Raw genomic sequence first — 20,950 nt, forward strand, 5'->3', positions numbered from 1 at the left:
AATATCCTCGCGATAACGACAAAACAAGTTTAGGCGATTGGATGGCTGATAAAAAGAAATTGCCAGATGGAGTTTCTTATTTAGTAAAGGCAGCAACAGAAAAGGGAATTAAATTTGGAATTTGGTTAGAACCAGAAATGGTAAGCCCCAAAAGTGAATTGTATGAGAAGCATCCCGATTGGATATTAAAATTGCCAAACCGAGCTGAAAATTACCAACGTAACCAATTGGTACTTGATTTAACCAATCCCAAAGTACAAGACTACGTGTTTAAAATTGTTGATGATTTATTCAAAGAAAACCCAACCTTGGCATATATTAAATGGGATTGTAATAGGACAATTACAAATGGTTATTCAAGTTATCTAGGTTATAATCAATCCCATTTATACATAGAATACACCAAAGCACTTTACTCCGTTTTAGAAAGAATAAGAAAAAAATATGCTCATATACCAATTATGCTTTGCTCAGGAGGCGGTGGTAGAGTTGATTATGGCGCCCTAAAATATTTTACAGAATTTTGGCCAAGCGACAATACTGATGGACTAGAAAGGGTTTTTATCCAATGGGGATATTCTTATTTTTTTCCAGCAAATACAATTGCAAACCACATCACCAGTTGGGGAAAACAATCTTTAAAGTTTAGAACAGATGTTGCAATGATGGATAAATTAGGGTACGATATTGATGTAAACGAGTTTACCAAAGATGAACTATTGTTTAGTCAGCAATCTTTAGCCAATTATAAACGAATTAGTCCTACAATTTATCAAGGTAATTTGTATCGTTTGGTTTCTCCTTACGAAAACAATAAAGCTGTTTTGATGTACAGTAATGGAGCAAAAACACAAGCTGTATTATTTGCTTATTGCTTAAGTTCTAGATATAGAGAAATATTTTCTCCAGTTAAACTCCAAGGTTTAGATCCATTAAAAAAATATAAGATTAAAGAGATAAATTTAATTCCTAATGTAAAATCGGCTTTGCCATGTAATGATAAAATCTATAATGGAGAATACCTGATGAATATTGGTATTGAAACAAATAAGAATAACCCAGATCCTTTAACCAGTGTGGTCTTAGAAATAAATGAAGTCAACTAACAACAACTAACCAAGTATGAGTTTTAGAATTTTCCCGGCTCCTGCGGCCCATAAACCTTTATTGCCAGATGCTAAAGTAAAATCAATTTATAGTATAGAACGAATTAAAGTTTTTATTGGAATTTTTATTGGTTATGCGGCTTATTACTTTGTGCGGAAAAATTTCTCTTTTGCAATTCCCGATCTTAAAAACCAAGGTTATGATACTGGCCAGCTTGGACTTGTAGCCTCAGCTCTTTCTATCGCCTATGGTTTTAGTAAATTTTTAATGGGTAATGTCTCTGATCGGAGCAATGCAAGATATTTCTTATCTATTGGTTTGGTTTTATCAGCCTTTACGATGATTTTTATGGGACTTATCCCATTCGCAACATCTTCAGTTGCGATAATGTTCATTTTATTATTTATTAATGGTTGGTTTCAAGGTATGGGCTGGCCAGCTTGCGGTCGTGTAGTAGCGCATTGGTATTCAGTTCGGGAACGTGGAACAGTGATGTCTTTTTGGAATTTAGCACATAATGCAGGTGGATTTTTTGCAGGCCCATTAACTATTTTAGCGATAGAATTATTTTCAAACTGGCATGCTAAGCTATATTTCCCAGGTTTGGTTTCTATTATATTTGCTTTAGTGGCGCTACTTTTGGTAAGAGATACGCCACAATCAGTTGGTTTACCACCAATAGAAGAATATAATAATGATTACCCTAAAAGTTATGATGCGAAAACACAAGAAAAAGAATTTTCTGCAAAAGATATTTTTTTTAAATATGTATTTAATAACCGTTTGTTATGGTATATAGCAATTGCCAATGCTTTTGTTTACGTAGTAAGGAACGGAATTGTAAGTTGGGCGCCATTATTTTTGCAAGAGGCAAAAGGCTATACACCAGATCAGTCTGTCTGGGCATCTTCATTTTATGAATTGGCAGCTATTCCTGGTACAATTCTTTGTGGTATAATTAGCGATAAATTATTTCAAGGTAGGAGAGCTCCAGTAACCATTATTTATATGGCTATGACATTAATAGCTGTGTTAGTTTATTGGAAAAATCCAGGAGAAAACCACACCATACAAAATGTTTCACTTTGGGCAATTGGATTCTTTATTTATGGTCCTGTAATGTTAATTGGTGTACAAGCAATAGATTTAGTACCAAAAAAGGCCGCTGGTACGGCTGCTGGTTTGACAGGCTTATTCGGTTATTTTATTGGAGATCAGTTAGCAAATACAGGAGTTGGTTATATCGTTAAATATAATGGATGGGATTTTGCTTTAATAGGCATAAGTTTATCTTGTGTTTTGGCAATTATATTTACATCATTTACTTGGAATAGAGAAAAGAAAAACCTAGCTAATCTTACACCATTATCTCATTAATTTTATTCTGTATGAAAACAAATTTTAATAAGTTATTATTAGCAATAGGGTTAATTTTTGTAATTGCTTTTAATCAAGCTGGTGCCCAAACTGTAAAATGGGATAGTACCTATCGCCCAGGAAAATATGTAGAACAAGTTGCAAAATTTAGGGCTGATGTAAAATCAAAAAAGGATTATATCTTTTTAGGAAATAGCATTACCGCTGGTACAGATTGGGCTAAACTTTTAGGTTTGCCACAGGCGAAAAATAGAGGTATTTCTGGTGATATTACATTTGGAGTTTTAGAGCGTTTACAAGATGTAATTGACGGAAAACCCTCTAAAATATTTATCCTAATAGGAATAAATGATGTTTCTAGAAATATACCCGACAGTGTGATTTTAGGTAATTATAAGAAAATTATAGAACGAATTAGAAAGGGATCTAAGAAAACTCATATCTATTTCAATACATTATTGCCAGTCAATGCATCATTCGAGAAATTCAAAAATCATTACGGTAAGGATGATCATATTCTTTGGTTAAACAGCGAAATTAGAAAGTTAAAAGCTAAAAAAGTGACTGTTATAGATCTGTATCCTCAATTTTTAGACAAGGATAACCATTTAAGAGCAGAACTTACCAAAGATGGTTTGCATCTTATTCCAGGGGGATATAAAGTTTGGGCAGATTTTTTAAATGCTGGTGGTTATCTAAAGTAGTTGATTATCATTTCTTTGCATTGATAAAAAAGCCCCGATAAAATGTCGGGGCTCTTTTAATTTCTAATTATTTGCAGGAGGCGTTGGTGCAGGTGGTGGAGTTTTGTCACCACGATGTGGGCCTTTTGGTCCTTTTCTATCTTTCATTTTTGCTCTCATTTCATCACGAGATGCAGCCAAAGTTTTTTTCTGTTCAGCTGTTAAAATAGCATCCATTTTTTCTTTGCTTGCTTTTAGAAAAGCTTTGCGTTCTTCTGTTTTACCATTCACGGTGGTTTTATCTTCTTTACGCCATTCATCATTCTTTTTAATGCGATCTAACTCTACTTGATAAACCTTTTGTTTTTGGTCATCAGTTAGCGCTAATTTTTGTTGCATGGTTTTACTAGCCATTTCTGCTCTTTGCTCTGCAGTAAATTTAGCAGCTTTGGGTGCTTTTCTTACTCGAGTGCTGTCTTGTGCATAAACTGAAGTAAATCCAATTACTACAATTGCTATGCTTAGAATTAATTTTTTCATATACGTTGCTTTTATTAGTGAGATATAAAAAAGTCTAAACAGTTTAAAAGCAATACGTTAAAAAGTGTTAATTTTTATTTAATTGAGAGATTGATTTTTGCATTTGAGCCATCATGCTCGATAATGTTTCTATAGTTGGCTCTGGAGTAGGATCAGGTAACGTGGTAGATATATATGCCTTTGCTCTCCAAATCTCTAAAATATCGTCTGCATCTATTGCGTATGGATCATATACTTTATTATCTGAAATTAATTTCAATTCTTTGTTTTCTTTAAACCGATTGCCTGCTCTTTTGTAAACTACACCTTCATTTTTACTAATGATAACATACGTTTCTCCTGTTTTTACATCATTCCAATTGTCCATGTATTCTCCAATAATTACGCTTCCTGGTTGTATCGGTAACATAGAATCTCCCATAATTTCAAATGCCCTAAATGTACCTTGTCTTAAAGCAGGTAAGGGAAGCTGAAATTTTGGTAAATTTTGAATGTATTGTGGATCAGAAAAACCATTTAAATAACCTGCACTAGCTTTTACAGGTACCAATTCTATATTCTCATTGTCGTTTTGATCAACAGAAATACTTAATACCCTTAAATTAGAGCCTTGGCTTTTTGGTTTCGGTTTCCAATTATCATTTATACTTTCATTAATAAATTCATCAATCGTTAAATCAAAATATTCTGCTATTTTTTTTAGTAAGTCATATTTTGGTTCCGCTCTATCTTCTTCATAGGCTCCAATTAATGAACGCTTAATTTCCATAGCATCAGCGAATTGTTGCTGTGTATGACCTTTTTTCTTTCTTAAGTATTTAAGGTTTGATGAAATGTTTGACATAAAAAATAATTTTAAAATAAATTTGTTTTTACTAAAATTGTTAGTATTATTGTGCTCATAAAGTTAGTAATATTTATTAAAAGTACAAACATTTATCTAATTAATTTAGTTTTTAATCTTTAAGCCGAGAAGCCATGAAAAAATTTGTTTACATCGTAACCGACAGAAATCGTACAAGTTTACACGTAGGAATGAGTGCAGACCTTATCAAAACACTTGATTTTTATAAACAAATGCCAAACTTGTTTTTTGACAGCGGCCAACAATTAACTCGCTTGGTTTATTTTGAAGAATTTAAAACTGAAGTTCAAGCGTTAAGCCGTTTTAAATTGGTGAGCCGTTTCACTAGAATGCAGAAAGAAAGAATTGTTCGTTCATGTAATCCAGATTGGATTGACTTAACTATTGGTTTGGATTTTGAAAATATCCTTTCTCATCAGAAATTGAATACTCAAGTAGCTTTACCATTAAGTATCTTATCATAAAAAAAGCGCCTCGGTTTAATCGAGACGCTTTTAATACTATGCTGAATTATACTACCAACCAGGAGCAAAGGTTAATCCAAATACGCCAACTTTTACGTCTGAACGTGTGAAAGGAATAGCGTAATAAGGTTCAATTACAAAATAACCAAATACATTTACTCTTAAAGAAACTCCAGCACTTATTGCAGGTACACGTTCTGCAGGAGTACCATCTGGTAATAAAATGCCATTTGGTTCACCTTTGAAAGAAACTTTCGAATCCTCAGTCCAAGCTAAACCTGCATCAAAAAATAGATTCAAATCTGTAAATAAAAACTTAGATGGAATTTGAGCTAATTTTTTAGGTCCTGTGAATGGTAATCTAACTTCAAAATTAAATACAGCTAGTTTGCTACCAGATAATTGATTGATATCAAAATTTCCAGTATTTGCTACTTTACTATTATAAAATGAATTTGCTTCGTATCCTCTTATTAAATAACTGTATCCAGCATACAACGGATAAAGATTTTCTCCATCTCGACCTAAACGCATGTAATTATATGCCCGTACTGCAAAAGTAACTGGTTTTACTCTAAAGTATTTTCTTAAATCTGCCGTAACAGCTGTAAAACTAAAATCTCCAAAATATTTTTCAACACCAATTCTATATCTAAAACCGTCCAAAGGAGCGGTAACCCCAAATATTGAATTATCTCCAATAAATGATGCATTCGTTTGGAAAATAGCAAATGGTTCTAATGGAATTCCCAATGTATTTGTGGCTTGAGCATTCGATACTTTTTGTCGATCTGAACCTAAATATCCATAAGGATAAGTGCCAGATTGATAATAGTTATTAAATCTATCTAATCGATAGCTATAATAAGAGCCAGCAACACCAGCTTCAAAACGATGGATTTTGTTAAAAGGATAAGAACCAAACAATTCAAGTTTATCTTCGAATGTGCGTAAAATATTAGTACTTACTGTATCAATAGGATCTGCACCTGATGAAGGATTATAAACACCTATACTTCTAAAACCCGTAACATACGGAATATGAGAAATACCAACTCCCCAGTTAATTCTATTTTTCTGGTTGATATAACCAATTAATCCTCCAAAATCATAAATTTCTCCATTTATAGAAAGGTTAGCGATAATTTGATTTCTGCCCAATATATCACTAAACATACCAATAATACCACCTTGTACACCTGCTCCAAATCTGCTTGCAGAAACACCTACGCCACTATTCGCTAAATAATCTAAACGAAATTTTGCTCTATATGGAACAACATTCATTGAATCAGTAGTTATTTTCTCAAAGCGATCAAAGTTGCCTAAATTAGAGTTTACAATATTTACTCCAACATTTTCCATTGGAGGTAGTATCGCTGCATCAAAATTTACATCTTGTGCGCCAACAGGTTTAGCTTTAAAATTACTTAATGGCGAATTATATAGCGTATAGCGTTGATAGCGATAATAGCTATATACAATATCATCATTTCTAGAAACTGTTATAGCAGGAGAGAACTCTGTAATACCACTTATCCCTGTAAAATAATCCGTCAGTTGTTTTACTGTATTATCGCCTAAAGTGTATTCGTATAAGTTTCTAAAACCATCGCGATTTGATAAAAAGAATATACGCTTGCTATCTCCAGAAAACTGTGCATTTAAGTTATTTGCCCCAGGAAAAACTGGAATGTTGGTCAATGATTTAGTTGAAATATCATAAACGGTTAAATTAATTGGATTAACAGCATTAATATTTCCGCTGGCTATCGCGGCTCTATCAGATGAGAAAACTATTTTTTTACCATCTGGAGAGAAGCTCGGTGCGTAATCAGAAAAATCATCATTGGTAATCTGAGCTACTTCTTTCGTACTCATATTGTAAGAAAAAATATCACTCTGTCCTTCTACCATTCCAGAAAAGGCAATTTCTTTTCCATCTGGAGACCAAGTTAAATTACCAAATTGTTCTACTTTACCCATGTCTGTTTGAAATAGGGTAGCGCCATTAGCTACATCAATTACAAGCATTTGATTTTTACCTTTACTAAAAATACTAAAGGCAAATTGTTTGCTATCGGGTGACCAAGCTCCAGCAGATTCTATAAAATTATAATCATCAATATGTGAATTTGCGACCTGACTACTCAATTTTCTAAGAATTTTTCCAGTTTTGGCATCGGCTAGGAATAAATCTATACCGAATAAATCCTTCTCTGAAAGGAAAGCTAAATATTTACCATCTGGACTAATAGCTGGCGCCACATTCATGTTACCAGCATTTTTATTATCAATAATTTTAGTTCCTGAAATTTTAATTTGAGAACTATCAGCTTTTAATAAAGGCCTGTAATGTTGTTCAATAGAGTTTTTCCACAAACCAGACAATGTTTTATCATCATATCCGAACGTATATTTAATTCCGTTTTCATATCCAAATCTAGCTGTAGCTTTAAATAATGGAACGATTGTCGTATCTCCGTAAAGTGAGCCTACAAACGTCCAAAATGCTTGACCATAACGATAAGGGAAGTATTTATTAGAGTTTGTTAAGTCTTTTAGAGAAGGAATATCGCGATTTAATAACGCATCACGCATCCACATAGAGGTAAAGGCATCTTTTTTTCCAACAGATAAATATTCTGCCATACCCTCTACCATCCATAAAGGAGTATTTCCAACATTTTCTAAGCTTATTGAATCCTTCTCTAGCAAAAGGTGATATTGAAAAGCATGCACCAATTCGTGCCCTAAAACGTGCCTAGTTTGACTTTTTATATCCATTATAGGCATTATAACTCGATTTTTTAACGCCTCAGTTACACCTCCCGTTCCTATACCAACTTCTCCATTTAATGCTGTTGTTTGCTGAAAATCAGGGTGATTATTGTATAAGATAATTGGATTTTTAGTTAGAAAAGTATCACGAAAAACTTCTTGATGCATTTTATACCATGTTTCCGCATCTTGGGCAAAGTTTTTTAAAAGTTTTTCATTCTTAATGTAATAGTAAATTTCAAAGTGAGGTGTATGTAGCACTTTAAAATCCTCATTCTTATATCTTACTTTATTCTGTCCAAAATATTGGGCTTGCACCGAAAAAACGGACACCAAAATAAATAATAGAATTAACAAGGGCTTCCTTATCAAAGTAGAGTTTCTATTCATAGTTATAAATTTTTAAGAACAGTATAAAGTATTAATTTACGAAAAAGTATGCTATTTAGTTTTAAATACAAATAACTAACCTCCGCCGTTTTTATTTTTTTCTTTTTCTTCTTGACGCTGTTTTCTACGTAATTCTCTTTCTTCTTTTTTAGTTAATGGAACAACAGGTGTAACGGGAGCTTGTTTAGGTGCTGTTTCATTATTTTTCTTTTCCTCAGTTTTCTGAACTTCAGTTTCTGGTTTGACAACTGGTATTTGTTCATCCGTAATTGGAATACTCATGTCTAATGAATCAACTTGTGTACTATCTACTTCAGTTGTATCAATCTGTTGACGAGGTGTTGGACAATTAATTTCTCTTGTAATTTCTACTTTTGATTTTGGAAAAGGGCCGTAGGTATATCCACTATTTGGATCATGGTACACTTTTTCCATAAACTTAGCGAAAATTGGTAAGGCTGTATGGGAACCTTCACCTTGATCACCATTTTGAAAATGAGCAGTACGTTCGTCGCAACCCACCCAAACACCAGTCACTAAGTCTTTGGTAATACCCATATACCACGCATCTACATAATCTGAAGAAGTACCCGTTTTACCACCAATTTGATTATTCTTTTTAAATAAATCCCATTCCCATAAAGCCTGAGAAGTTCCTCCTGGTTCGTCCATTCCACCTCTAAACATATACAACATTAGCCAAGCTATTTCTTCTGTTAATACGCGTTTAGTTTTAGGTGTAAATTCTTCAATTATTTTATCATTTTGATCGGTAATTCGTTCTACTAAAATAGGGTCAGTTTTTACACCCTCATTTAAAAAAGTACCATAAGCTTTTACCATTTCAAATACAGAAACATCATTTGGTCCTAAACTTACTGAAGGAACTGAAGCTAAATTACTTTCTATGCCACACTCATGTGCCCATTTTACTACATTATCCCATCCAACTTTTTCCGTTACCTGGGCAGTTATGGTATTCACCGATTTTGCCATTGCCCAACGTAAAGACATTTCTTGATAACTATTACTCCAATCAGCATTTTTTGGCTCCCAGTATTCTGTTTTTCCTGCCTTTTGATAAGGTATTTTAACGGGCTTGTCTACAAATTTATCGCAAGGACTCATACCACTTTCTAGAGCAGCTAAATAAGCAAAAGGTTTAAAAGTAGATCCAGCTTGTCTTTTTGCTTGATTAACGTGATCGTATTTGAAGAATTTATGATCTATACCTCCAACCCAAACTTTAATCTTTCCAGTTTTTGGTTCCATAGTCATCATTCCAGTATTTAAAATTTTACCGTAATAACGGATAGAATCCATGGTTGAAAACAATGTATCTCTATCGCCTTTGTAGGAGAAGATTCTCATTTTTTTCTTCTTACTGAAGTAAGCGTCAATAGAATCGGTATTGTTGTTGTATTTCTTCTTTAATAAAGCGTAAATAGGTAAATTCTTTTTTGCTCTATCCGGATAATCTACTTTTTTGCGTTCTGAATCTTCCCAAGGATCTTCATTTCCCCAAACGTTATAAAATCGTCTTTGCAAAATTCTCATTTGATCTTTTACAGCTTCTTCGGCGTAACCTTGCAATTTAGAATCGATAGTTGTGTAGATTTTTAAACCATCTTCATATAAATCAACATTGTTCTCTTCGCACCATTTTTCCAAATATTTGTCAACAGCAGCTCTTAAATAAGAATCGCCATCGCTACTATCTTGCATTTTACCTTCTTTTAATTGCATTGGTTGCTTAGAAAGTAATGTTAGGCTATCGTTACTTAAATATTTATACTTATTCATTTGACTTAAAACTGTATTTCTTCGGTCTAATGTTCTTTCTGGATATTTAAGTGGGTTATAAAATGAGGTGCCTTTTAGCATACCAACTAGTAATGCGGCTTCGTTTGTGGATAATTCTTTAGCTTCTTTATCGAAATATATTCTCGATGCTGTTTTTATACCATATGTATTATTACCAAATGAAACCGTATTTAAATACATGGTAATGATATCGTTTTTGCTATAATTTGATTCTAATTTTAAGGCCGTCATCCATTCTTTTAGTTTAGAAACCAAAGTTCTTACCAAAGGAATATGTTTAACAAGGCCAGACGATTTACTATAACGTGTTCGATATAAATTTTTTGCTAATTGCTGTGTTATTGTACTTGCGCCACCATCTTTTCCCATACCAACAACAGCTCTACCAACAGCTTGAATATCAATGCCGGAGTGTTTATAAAAACGAACGTCTTCGGTGGCAACTAAAGCATTAATTATGCTGGGTGATATTTCGTTATAGTTAACAGGTGTGCGATTCTCTTTAAAATAACGGCCAATTAATTTTCCATCTGAAGTATATAATTCTGAACCAACACGTTGTGCAGGTTTTTTAATGTCCTTATAAGAAGGAGAGTAGCCAAAGAGCCACAAGAAATTTAGTTGTAATGCACAAAAGAAAATAACTATGAAAAATACAAAAAGTGTGATATAGCGAACGTATCTATTTTTTATTTCTTTAAACATGGGATAAAGATGGAAAAAACGTGAAATATTATCTGTTAAATTGTGTTAAAACTATAGTACAAATTAACGTATTTAATTTGCTTAAATTTTAGTCTATATTTAAAAATATAAATCATTTTACCATGAAAACCAATACAAAAAAATATTTAGCTAAAGGCGGAAGTAAATTTTCATTAAAAGATTACAGCACTACTTACGATGGTCATTTAGACAAAGAAGCTGGTAAAGAAGAGCTTGAACGTGTTAAAGGAGAGTTAAAAGATTATCAAGAAGCTCTATATGCATCAGATTCTCATTCTTTATTAGTTATTTTTCAGGCTATGGATGCGGCAGGTAAGGATAGTGCAATTGAACATGTCATGTCTGGCTTAAATCCACAAGGCTGTCAAGTATATAGCTTTAAAACTCCTAATAGCGAAGAGTATAGTCACGATTTTTTATGGAGACATGCTAAAGCCTTGCCCGAAAGAGGTAAAATTGGCATTCATAATCGCTCACATTATGAAAATGTTTTGGTTTGTAAAGTACATCCAATATATGTTTTAAGTGAGAATATTCCTGGAATCGATGATGTAAAAAAAATTGGTAAGAAATTTTGGAAAGAAAGATATGAGAGCATCCGTAATTTTGAAAAACACATTACTGCAAATGGAACAGTTGTGTTAAAATTCTTTCTGCATGTTTCTAAAGGCGAACAGAAACAACGTTTTTTAGATAGGATAGATGAGCCAAGTAAAAATTGGAAATTCTCTGTTGGCGATTTAAAAGAAAGAGCCTTATGGAATGAATATATGGCTGCTTATGAAGAAACGATTAAAGAAACTTCAACAGATACTGCGCCTTGGTATATAATTCCGGCAGATAAAAAATGGTATGCCAGATTAGCTATTAGTCAAATAATTGAGGAAACTTTAGAATCACTTAATTTAAAATATCCAGTTTTACCGAAAGAAGAAGCTGAACAATTAGAAACTATTAAACAACAGTTGCTAAATGAAAAATAAATCTGATTTCTTCATTACAAATTAAAATATACCTTTGCATCGCTTTTTGGTTTCCGATTTAATATCGGAATTAAAAGGGAATACAGTGTAATTCTGTAACTGTCCCGCAGCTGTAAGCTCTAAACAAGTTTTTCAAATCTAACGTCACTTTTCGCATCGAGCGGATGGGAAGACAGAGAAACCGGAGTAAGTCAGAAGACCTGCCTAAAAGTTTAATATTTCATAGCTTTCGGGGATTGAAGCTAGGAGTGGGACTTTTTTAATACCTCATTTCTATTCTGATTCTGTTGCTGTGTGTGAAAAACTCACAACAAATGAACAAAAAAACTAAATTAATTGCTGCAGGTCTAGGACTTGTACAGTTAGCCCTATTGGGGAACAAAGCCGTGGCTCAAGAAGCCCAAAATCTTAATGAAGTGGTTATTACAACTACAAAAAACGATCAAAAACAATCACAAACAGGTAAAGTAGTAACAGTAATTACGAGCGAAGAATTAGCTCGTAGTAGTGGGAGAAATCTAGCTGAATTATTAAATCAGCAAGCTGGAATTACAATTGGAGGTGTAGGAAGTAATGCAGGAAAAGACAAAAGTCTATTTTTGAGAGGTGCTGGTAGTGCTTATGCTGTAATTTTAGTTGATGGTATTTTGGTTACTGATCCATCTGGAAATGGTGGTGCTTTCGATTTACGCATGTTTGCTATTGATCAAATTGAGCGCATTGAAATTTTAAGAGGAGGACAATCTACAATTTATGGGTCTGATGCTGTAGCAGGAGTGGTGAATATTATCACTAAAAAATCTGGTAAAAAAGGAAACAATATTTACGGTGTAGCTAGTGCTGGAAGCTATAATTCTTACAAAGGTACCATAGGCTTAAGTAGTAAAGTGGATGCATTTACATATAACTTAAGCTATTCGCATTTTAAAACTGATGGTATTTCTGAAGCTGCTAATCCGGTAGGAAATATACAAGCTTTTGATAAAGATGGTTTAAAACAAGATGCATTAAACGCTAATTTTTCACTACAATTGGATAAACGCTTAAGTGTAAATCCATTTCTACGTTATTTCTATGGTAAATTTGATTACGATGATGATGCTTTTACTGATGCAAAAAACACATCTGTCTCAAAACATTTTAATGGTGGCTTAAATGCAATTTATCAATTAGATAAAGGAAAAATCACGTTAAATTATAGCCATGAAAATACTTCTAGAGATTATATAAGTACATATTCGGGTAAATACGAAGGAAGCATGAATTTGGTAGATGTTTTTTATAATCAAAACTTAGGCAATAAATTAAATCTGCTTTTAGGTTTAGATAATAGAGCTACAACAGTTACTCATTTTGGTGCAACAACTCATACAGAACCATCTGCAAATTTATTTAGCACCTATGCATCTTTGTTTTTGCATGATTTAAGCGTGTTTAATTTAGAAGTTGGTGGTCGTTACAATAAGCATAATAAATATGGAGAGAACTTTACTTATGCTGTAACACCAAGTATTAATATTACAAAAGAAGTAAAGATTTTTGGGACAGTATCATCTGCGTTTAGAGCACCTACTTTAGAAATGTTATTTGGTCAATATGGCGCTAATTTAAACTTGAAACCAGAAAAATCTACAAGCTATGAAGCTGGTGCACATTTTAATTTCTTAAATGAAAAGGTAAATCTTCGCGTTGTTGGTTTTAAACGTAATATGACTGATGCCATTATCTATGGTGCTAATGGGTATTTGAATCAAGATAAACAGAATGATAAAGGTTTCGAGCTAGAGCCAGGCGTTAAATTAGGAATATTCTCAGTAAACGGGTATTATGCTTATGTTGAAGGTAAACAAACTTCTGGAACTGTAGTTTCTGATATTTTATTACGCAGACCAAAACATACGTATGGTGCAAATGTAGGCGTACAAGCAACAACTGACTTATATGTAAGTGCGAATTACAGATTTACTGGAGAGCGCACAGATAGTGACTTTAGTACTTATCCATCGGTAAATAAAGTATTGGACTCGTATAACTTGTTCAATTTTTACGCTGAATATGCTTTAGCTAAAAAACGTGTTAAAATCTTCGCAGATTTGAAAAACATAACTAACGAGAAATATACAGAAATTATTGGTTACAACACAATGGGCTTTAATATGAATGCTGGTGTAAACTTTAATTTTTAAAAGTTTTAGCCGCAGATTCGCAGATTATTTTATGGTGAATAACCTTAATACTAATTTTTAAATCTGCGCATCTGCGGCTATTATTATTTATTGCTATAATCCATCTTAAACTTATTTAAATCTGGTAATTGCTTTTTGCTTCGATTAAGCTCATATTCATAAATAGTTCTACCCAAATTTTTCATAAAAGGATAACAAACAGTTTCATATTCGTATTTGCCATCGTTATAAATCCCGTCTTCGTTACTTTGTACCACAGCAGTTAAAAAGTATTCAACTTTGTTTTTAAAATCTACGAAGTAAGAATTGTCGATGATAAAACCATAACTATCACCATATTTATTAAAAATTCTAATATTTGGATCTAATACCGCATTTTTCTCTCTTCCATAGTATAACATTTTGGCGTAGGTTGGCCAAAACTCTTTCGCATCATATTTAGGAAAATCACTTTCAGTTGGATATTTACTCATATACGTATAAATGAGTTTGTAATCATCGGCCGTTAAATTAAATCGCTCCTTAACAGGATAAGCTTCTGGCATGATTAATCGTTTCATTAAAGATTGTTGATCTGAAACCGTAAAAACATTCTTGTCGGCAAAACTATAAGGTTCATTTACTAATTTCTCATTGCTATCCATATAACCTTTGCCCACAATTAAATTGTTCAATTCTAACGGATAATCTTTAGCATCATATTGTTCAGGCTGATGATAAATTAATTTATCGCCATCATAAAAATCTATTGGATTGGTGTGTCTTGCCGATTCGCCACCATCGCCAATGGCTAAACGATTTAAAATTCTACTTTCAGTTAAACCATATTTCTTCAGCTTTCCATTAATCTCGCTTCTTCCGAGAAATTCAAATAGCCGATTAAACGCATCATTATCGCTAGTTAGCAGAACTTTTTTAATGTAGTGTGCTAATGAAGGTTTCCCGTTAGCCGCACTTTCGTCTCTCCATACTTTAGTTTCTCCTTTAAAGCTACTGTCGGTAATCATGCTTAAATTTGCGTTTAACCCTTTGCTTTTTAATTCGTTTACTTTCTCTAATGCAAAAATAACTCCAGCCAATTTTACCGTACTAGCCGGATAAAAATATCGCTTTGCATTTAAATTATAGCTGAATGTTTTAAAACTTGGTTTGTTGTTTTTATCTCTATTTACTTGTGTGTAAATAACTTGAACCTCATTATGGTTCGGATGATTTAATATTCCAGAAAATAACTCTGGTTTATCCTCCATCAATTTTTTTAGAAATAAAGTGTCAGTTTTTTGTGCCATCGCTTGGTAGCTAATTAGAAATAATAAACAAAGAAATAATTTTCGCATAATCTTAGTATTTGATAGTTAAAGATAAGATTTCTATTTTTTAATAACAGTTGGTCTATAAATTCAATATTTTTTATTCAGGATTTAAAAAGCTAATTTTGCACATTATTATAAAGAAATATAAAGAAATGAAAAATAGTTCTAGAACACTTGTATTGTTATTGTTAATGTTACTAATTGTTGGTTTAAGGGTTATTGCACCACTTTCACCAGATTTTAGTGTAATAGCCAATTTCTCTGGAATAGGCGCTGTGGCTTTATTTGGTGGAGCTTATTTTAAAAACAAATTTAATGCTTTTGTACTGCCATTATTAGTTTTATTGTTAAGCGATATAGGCCTTGCATTAACAATGGGTAAAGATTATGGCTTTTATCAAGGTTGGTATTATACTTACATCACCTTTGCTTTAATTGTGCTAGTGGGTCATTTAATGATTAAGAAAGTAAACTTCCAACGTGTTTTAGCAGCTAGTTTAACTGGAGTTTTAATTCATTGGGTGGTTTCTGATTTCGGTGTTTGGTACGGATCTACGTTTTATCCTCAAACATTCGCTGGTTTTTGGTCTTGCTTAGTTTTTGCAATTCCTTATGAACTTAATTTCTTATATGGAACTTTAGCCTACTCTGCAGTAATGTTTGGTGCTTTCGAAAGTTTAAAAGCTAAATATCCAACATTAAGCTTAAAAAATAGACCTATACATTCTTAAAATATAAAAACAAGATAGAAAACCCTTTTGTGCGATGTACAAAAGGGTTTTTTATTAAATTCGTATAATGAAAAAGAGATTGGTTGTTTTGACTGGTGCTGGTATTAGCGCTGAAAGCGGGATAAAAACCTTTAGAGATTCTGATGGTTTGTGGGAAGGTTACAACATACATGATGTAGCCACTCCAGACGCTTGGCAAAGAAATCCAACTTTAGTACAAGAATTTTATAATGAGCGGAGAAGGCAGGTATTAAAAGCAGAGCCAAATCTTGCGCATTTAGAATTAGCAAAGCTGGAAGAAGATTTTGACGTACAAATTATTACTCAAAACATTGATGATTTGCATGAACGAGCAGGCTCAACGCAAATTACACACTTACATGGCATCATCACTTTCGCTCAATCCGATAACAACCCTTCTTTACTTTACCCTATCAAAGGAGATGAAATAAAAATGGGTGAGCTTTGTGAATTAGGCTCACAATTACGTCCGCATGTAGTGTGGTTTGGTGAAGCTGTACCGATGATAGAAACCGCTGCAGTTATTTGCGAGGAAGCAGATATATTTATGCTTGTTGGTACATCATTAGCTGTTTATCCAGCTGCTGGATTACTTGATTTTGTACCTAGAAACATTCCAAAGTATATTATCGATCCTAAAATACCTTCAATTAATCAATATGATAATTTGATTAAAATCGAGAAATCAGCAACTGCTGGAGTAAAAGAAGTCGCGAAACTATTAAAAGCAAATGCCTAAACAAATTCCTGCAGTATTTAATTGGAGTGGTGGTAAAGACAGTACATTGGCTTTACATCATGTTTTACAGCAAAAATTATTCGATGTACGCTATTTACTAACCACAGTTAATAGTTCTTTTAATCGAATTTCAATGCATGGTGTAAGGGAGGCTTTGTTGATTGAACAAGCGAATAGTTTAAAACTTCCCTTGTTTCAAGTACGATTACCAGAATTGCCTGATATGGAAATTTATGAAAAAACCATGTTTGAGCATGTGTCTAACTTAAAAGCTGAAGGAATTACACATTCTATTTTTGGAGATATCTTTTTAGAAGACCTTAAAGTTTACCGAGAAAATCAATTGGCTAAAATAGGGATGGAGCCTGTTTTTCCATTATGGAAAAGAGATAGCTTAGCCTTAGTGAAGGAATTCATCGATTTAGGGTATAAAACTATTGCAGTATGTGCACAAGATGGCTTGCAAGATTTCTGTGGAAGAATAATTGATCATTCCTTTTTAAATGACTTACCAAAACATATAGATCCTTGTGGCGAAAATGGAGAATTTCACACGTTCGTTTTTGACGGGCCAATGTTTTCTAAACCCATAGACTTTTCCTTAGGTGAGAAGCTATACAAAACTTTCCCAAGTCCAAATCAAGATGAGAAAGAAAGTGGTTACTGGTACATTGATTTAATACCTTAATTACTGCTTTTTCTTAAATAACTTACTCAAGTTTGGTTTAATCCCAAAAGTAATTGGCGCAACATTATAGCTTCGGTTTTGGATTTCACTAAAACCATGCATATAACTAGCTTCTACAAACAGAGCAGCACCTCCAATGTTATATTCTGTGCCTGCTCCACCTTCAATAGTTCCAATTCCATTTGTTTTATTATCAAGTTCAGCTTGTAGATTTGATGTATTTACAGTTATTCTTGGTGTTAAGATAAATCCACCACCACCACCTGCAAAGCCATAGAAAGCAAATTTTCCAGTCATTTTTCTATACCCTAACGTTACATTCAGTAAATAAGTTGTTGCTCTTCCTTTTTGTATGGCATGATTATACCCAGCATCTGGAATAATTTCGTTAAACGTAAAAGCATGTAAACTTACTTTAGGGTAAAAGAACAATCCGCGATTTCCTAAGCCTAAATTTAAGCCTAATGATGTAGAGAATTTTGGTTTCAAGTAATCACTCGTCTCCCCAACCGGAAAGGCGAAACCAATTCCGCTCATAGTATATAGTTTATCTGATCTTGTTGCTGTTTCTTGCGCTTTTATTTTGATGGTTGTAAATAGAATTGAAAGAAATAGGAGTGTGTAATATTTTTTCATAATGATTTTAATATTATCCTATAACACCAAAGGTTAGGTAATGTTTGATTGTAGCAATATTCAATTTTAATCGGAATAATTAATTAATTTAAATATTTTTAAAATAGCTGTTTTTATACCAAACCTCCCAATTATTTGGCATTTTATGTAATCAGTATTATATTTTGTTAGTACATTTATTTTATTAAATATCAATTAGTTAAATATTTTTTGTTAAACTAACAATTAATAAAAGGAGAGGAGCGATAGGTTAGAAATGGTCTATTTCTCCATATTATATTTTGTTTACTAATTAAATATACTATTTTACAGTAAGTTATGATTTTTATATAAACTATTACTGCTGACGTTGATAGGCTGCAGAAAAATCAGCTCTCATGCTTTTGAAACGCTCTACTACTGTTGCCATAAACGCTTCATCTAATATTTGAAAAATCTCATTCACCCCTCCTCCGCTAAGGTCAAGCTCTGATAATTTATAGCTTTGTTCCAATTGACCTTGTTCAAATTTCACAATGTATTTTTGGTTCATATTGAACAAAGTAATCTTACAATCTGGGTGTGGTAATTCAGCAAGTATTCTCATAGTTTTTTATTTTTCTTATCATTAAGAAATGATAATTAGTTTTAATTATAAATTCACACCCATTTCTTTCAGTAGGAAATCTGCATGATCTATTTTAGCAGCAACCCAAAGTACGTAACGGATATCTACACCAATTGACCGACTATAACTTTCATTCCAAGCGTAATCGTTAATGGTAGCTTCATAAGCACGATCAAAGTTTACTCCAATCAATTCTCCATACGCATTCATAATGGGCGAACCAGAGTTCCCACCAGTCGTATCCATGTTGTATAAAAATGCTACAGGAACATCATTAAGTTCTTTTTTAGCAAATGGACCAAAATCTTTGGCTTCCCATATTGTTTTAATTTGAGCTGGATATTCAAACTCAGGATTGCCAGTTGCGCCTTTTTCTATAATTCCTTTAATGCTGGTATATGGTGCCATATAACTGGCATCTGCTGGAGAATAGCCACGAACGTGGCCATAAGTAAGCCTTAACGTACTATTCGCATCAGGAATAAAACCTTTCTGCAAAAATTTCTCTTTTACATTTACATAATCGCCCATTAATTTATTTAAAACGCCATCTCTAAGATCTTTTTCAGGCTTTAATTCTGCTATTTGCTTTGTGATGTCTTTTTCAAATAACAATAGACCGTCATTATAATCAATAATAGATTTACTAGATTTTAAAATGTTATTGAATACATAATTTTTGTCTTTTAACTTACTCAATCCAAATGCATCATTAATAAAATCATCGATCATTGCATTACTATTAGTGCCTTTGCTTGTTATTTTATCAACCGCACTAATTCTTTGGTTTGAAGTAAATACTGCTGCATCAGCCATCATTTTCTTAAAAATTCTACGATCTACATCAATATCAAAAGCATCATAAACTACAATTAAAGCTTGTTTTAACTTGTCTATGTTTGAATTAAAATAAGCTTCCTTTTGTGCTGTTGGTTGACTTTCTAGCTCGGTTTTAAATGTATTGATCTGTTTTGAAACATTGAGTAAACTAGTAGATGTATAAATTTGAGTTAACCACATATCGCGGTACGCATCGCCATTTATTTGTTTGTATAATTGATCAATATCAGTCATTAAATTACCGTATTGCGCTTTTACATCCACATTGTTATTAATGAATTGCGCTAAAGAAGCATCTTCTTGTCTTTTTTGTGCGACTAAATCAATTCCTTTAATCCCTTTTAGCTTCCCTCTGTAATTCTTCATTACATTCGCATTCCTTTTTATTCTTGTCGCTAATTTTAACTCAGTGATTTTATCTCTTTTACCCACATTTTCCATCGTAGTGTTCTGGAAATCATATAATTCAGATACATAAGGCAAAAGATATTTCTGTTGGTAATCTATAAATTCTGCAGGGCGATGACGAAATGTTTTTCCAGGATATCCTAAAATGAAAACAAAATCTTCTTCATTAGTTCCATTAGGGTTAACCTTTAGGAACTTTTTAGGGGTGTATGGAACGTTATTCTTAGAATATTTAGCTGGTTTACCGTCTTTTGATACATATGCTCTCATAAAAGAAAAATCGCCTGTATGACGTGGCCAAACCCAATTGTCAGTTTCCCCACCATATTCTCCGATTTTACGATTAGGTACGTATACTAACCGCACATCCTGAATTGTTTTATAGCGAAACAACACATAGCTTTTGCCAATAAACATTTCCGAGACTTCTGCTTTAATACTTGGATCTTTTTTTTCTGCTTCAATTACAATGTTCTTCATCACGTTATTGATTAATTGTAATCGTGAAGCAGGGTCTTGTACTTGGGCAACCGCACCTAAAACTTTATCAGATACATCTTCATAACTATCAGTAATACGGCAGGTTAATCCTTTTGCTTCAATCTCTTGTTCACGACCATTAGCTACAAATCCATTGTTCAAATAGTCATGTTCTGGCGTACTTGCTAATTGTACAGCGCTAAATGCACAATGGTGGTTGGTAATAATTAAACCGTCATTAGAAACAAAAGAACCTGTACAACCTCCAACATTTACCAAAGCGTCAACCAAACTTATTCCATTAGGATTATAAACTTCGTTTTGATCTATTTTTAAACCTGCTTTTTTTAAATCTAACTTGTGTATTTCACTTAATGGAAACATTCCTTCTTCAGGTGGACTATAAGAAAACTGAAATAATCCAGCTAAAACTAGTAAAGTAATTGATAAGGTTTTCTTGTTCATGTTGTTGTGTTAATGCTTATAATCGTCAAATCTAAGTATTTTGTTTAAAGTAAAACCACAATGTGGAATAGTAATAGAAATGTTAATTCTTCGCTA

17 protein-coding genes and 1 riboswitch are annotated in these 20,950 nt (G+C 32.9%); of the genes, 9 read left to right on the plus strand and 8 right to left on the minus strand.

Annotation, left to right across the window (positions count from 1 at the left end; all coding sequences use genetic code 11):
* The 3 genes from WC622_RS10505 to WC622_RS10515 all read left to right on the plus strand — a co-directional run.
* A partial coding sequence (locus tag WC622_RS10505; protein WP_372819642.1) for an alpha-galactosidase occupies positions 1–1,106 on the plus strand: 1,106 nt, incomplete at its 5' end.
* 16 nt (positions 1,107–1,122) lie between these two features.
* Positions 1,123–2,484 (plus strand): glycerol-3-phosphate transporter, encoded by a 1,362-nt coding sequence (gene glpT, locus WC622_RS10510; protein ID WP_372819643.1) that lies wholly within the window; start codon positions 1,123–1,125, stop codon positions 2,482–2,484.
* A gap of 11 nt (positions 2,485–2,495) precedes the next feature.
* A complete protein-coding gene (locus tag WC622_RS10515; protein ID WP_372819644.1) occupies positions 2,496–3,188 on the plus strand; it encodes a GDSL-type esterase/lipase family protein in 693 nt (230 codons plus the stop codon).
* 63 nt (positions 3,189–3,251) lie between these two features.
* Here WC622_RS10515 and WC622_RS10520 read toward each other — a convergent pair whose 3' ends face one another.
* Both WC622_RS10520 and WC622_RS10525 read right to left on the minus strand, forming a co-directional pair.
* Positions 3,252–3,707, minus strand: coding sequence for a hypothetical protein (locus WC622_RS10520; protein ID WP_372819645.1), 456 nt, complete (start codon positions 3,705–3,707; stop codon positions 3,252–3,254).
* A 67-nt stretch (positions 3,708–3,774) separates the two neighbouring features.
* Positions 3,775–4,551: an XRE family transcriptional regulator gene (locus WC622_RS10525; protein WP_372819646.1), complete on the minus strand. Its 777-nt coding sequence runs from the start codon at positions 4,549–4,551 to the stop codon at positions 3,775–3,777.
* Between the two features lie 134 nt (positions 4,552–4,685).
* Here WC622_RS10525 and WC622_RS10530 point away from each other — a divergent pair, with 134 nt between their 5' ends.
* Positions 4,686–5,036, plus strand: a complete 351-nt coding sequence (locus tag WC622_RS10530) for a GIY-YIG nuclease family protein (protein WP_173269060.1) — start codon at positions 4,686–4,688, stop codon at positions 5,034–5,036.
* Between the two features lie 51 nt (positions 5,037–5,087).
* On the opposite strand, the gene WC622_RS10535 is transcribed toward WC622_RS10530, so the two are convergent.
* Positions 5,088–8,207 (minus strand): basic secretory protein-like protein, encoded by a 3,120-nt coding sequence (locus tag WC622_RS10535; protein WP_372819647.1) that lies wholly within the window; start codon positions 8,205–8,207, stop codon positions 5,088–5,090.
* Positions 8,208–8,282: 75 nt separating this feature from the next.
* Positions 8,283–10,736: a transglycosylase domain-containing protein gene (locus WC622_RS10540; protein WP_372819648.1), complete on the minus strand. Its 2,454-nt coding sequence runs from the start codon at positions 10,734–10,736 to the stop codon at positions 8,283–8,285.
* 122 nt (positions 10,737–10,858) lie between these two features.
* Between WC622_RS10540 and WC622_RS10545 the strand changes: the two genes are divergently transcribed.
* Together WC622_RS10545 and WC622_RS10550 are read left to right on the plus strand one after the other, a co-directional pair.
* On the plus strand, positions 10,859–11,740 hold the full coding sequence (locus tag WC622_RS10545) for a polyphosphate kinase 2 family protein (RefSeq protein WP_372819649.1): 882 nt from the start codon (positions 10,859–10,861) through the stop codon (positions 11,738–11,740).
* A 30-nt stretch (positions 11,741–11,770) separates the two neighbouring features.
* Positions 11,771–11,963, plus strand: a riboswitch (cobalamin riboswitch).
* A 91-nt stretch (positions 11,964–12,054) separates the two neighbouring features.
* Positions 12,055–13,926 carry a TonB-dependent receptor plug domain-containing protein gene (locus tag WC622_RS10550; protein WP_372819650.1) on the plus strand — a complete coding sequence of 624 codons (1,872 nt, stop codon included), beginning with the start codon at positions 12,055–12,057 and terminating at the stop codon, positions 13,924–13,926.
* 83 nt (positions 13,927–14,009) lie between these two features.
* Here WC622_RS10550 and WC622_RS10555 read toward each other — a convergent pair whose 3' ends face one another.
* A complete protein-coding gene (locus WC622_RS10555; RefSeq protein ID WP_372819651.1) occupies positions 14,010–15,263 on the minus strand; it encodes a serine hydrolase in 1,254 nt (417 codons plus the stop codon).
* A 128-nt stretch (positions 15,264–15,391) separates the two neighbouring features.
* Between WC622_RS10555 and WC622_RS10560 the strand changes: the two genes are divergently transcribed.
* From WC622_RS10560 to WC622_RS10570, 3 genes are all read left to right on the plus strand, one after another.
* The gene (locus WC622_RS10560) at positions 15,392–15,970 is read left to right on the plus strand and encodes a DUF6580 family putative transport protein (protein WP_372819652.1); all 579 of its coding nucleotides are present in this window, start codon (positions 15,392–15,394) and stop codon (positions 15,968–15,970) included.
* A 67-nt stretch (positions 15,971–16,037) separates the two neighbouring features.
* Complete coding sequence (locus WC622_RS10565) at positions 16,038–16,730, plus strand: NAD-dependent deacetylase (RefSeq protein ID WP_372819653.1); 693 nt, start codon at positions 16,038–16,040, stop codon at positions 16,728–16,730.
* Positions 16,723–17,418: a diphthine--ammonia ligase gene (locus WC622_RS10570; protein ID WP_372819654.1), complete on the plus strand. Its 696-nt coding sequence runs from the start codon at positions 16,723–16,725 to the stop codon at positions 17,416–17,418. Before WC622_RS10565 ends, WC622_RS10570 begins: the two co-directional genes overlap by 8 nt.
* Here WC622_RS10570 and WC622_RS10575 read toward each other — a convergent pair whose 3' ends face one another.
* The 3 genes from WC622_RS10575 to WC622_RS10585 all read right to left on the minus strand — a co-directional run bounded on the left by WC622_RS10575 (position 17,419) and on the right by WC622_RS10585 (position 20,854).
* Positions 17,419–18,054, minus strand: coding sequence for a hypothetical protein (locus tag WC622_RS10575; RefSeq protein ID WP_372819655.1), 636 nt, complete (start codon positions 18,052–18,054; stop codon positions 17,419–17,421). It abuts the gene before it with no gap.
* A 337-nt stretch (positions 18,055–18,391) separates the two neighbouring features.
* Complete coding sequence (locus tag WC622_RS10580) at positions 18,392–18,640, minus strand: hypothetical protein (RefSeq protein ID WP_372819656.1); 249 nt, start codon at positions 18,638–18,640, stop codon at positions 18,392–18,394.
* 45 nt (positions 18,641–18,685) lie between these two features.
* Entirely contained in the window at positions 18,686–20,854 is a 2,169-nt protein-coding gene (locus WC622_RS10585) for a S46 family peptidase (RefSeq protein ID WP_372819657.1), read from the minus strand.
* Positions 20,855–20,950 lie beyond the last annotated feature (96 nt).

The sequence above is a fragment of the Pedobacter sp. genome (assembly GCF_041662865.1).
In the GTDB taxonomy this organism is placed as follows: domain Bacteria; phylum Bacteroidota; class Bacteroidia; order Sphingobacteriales; family Sphingobacteriaceae; genus Pedobacter.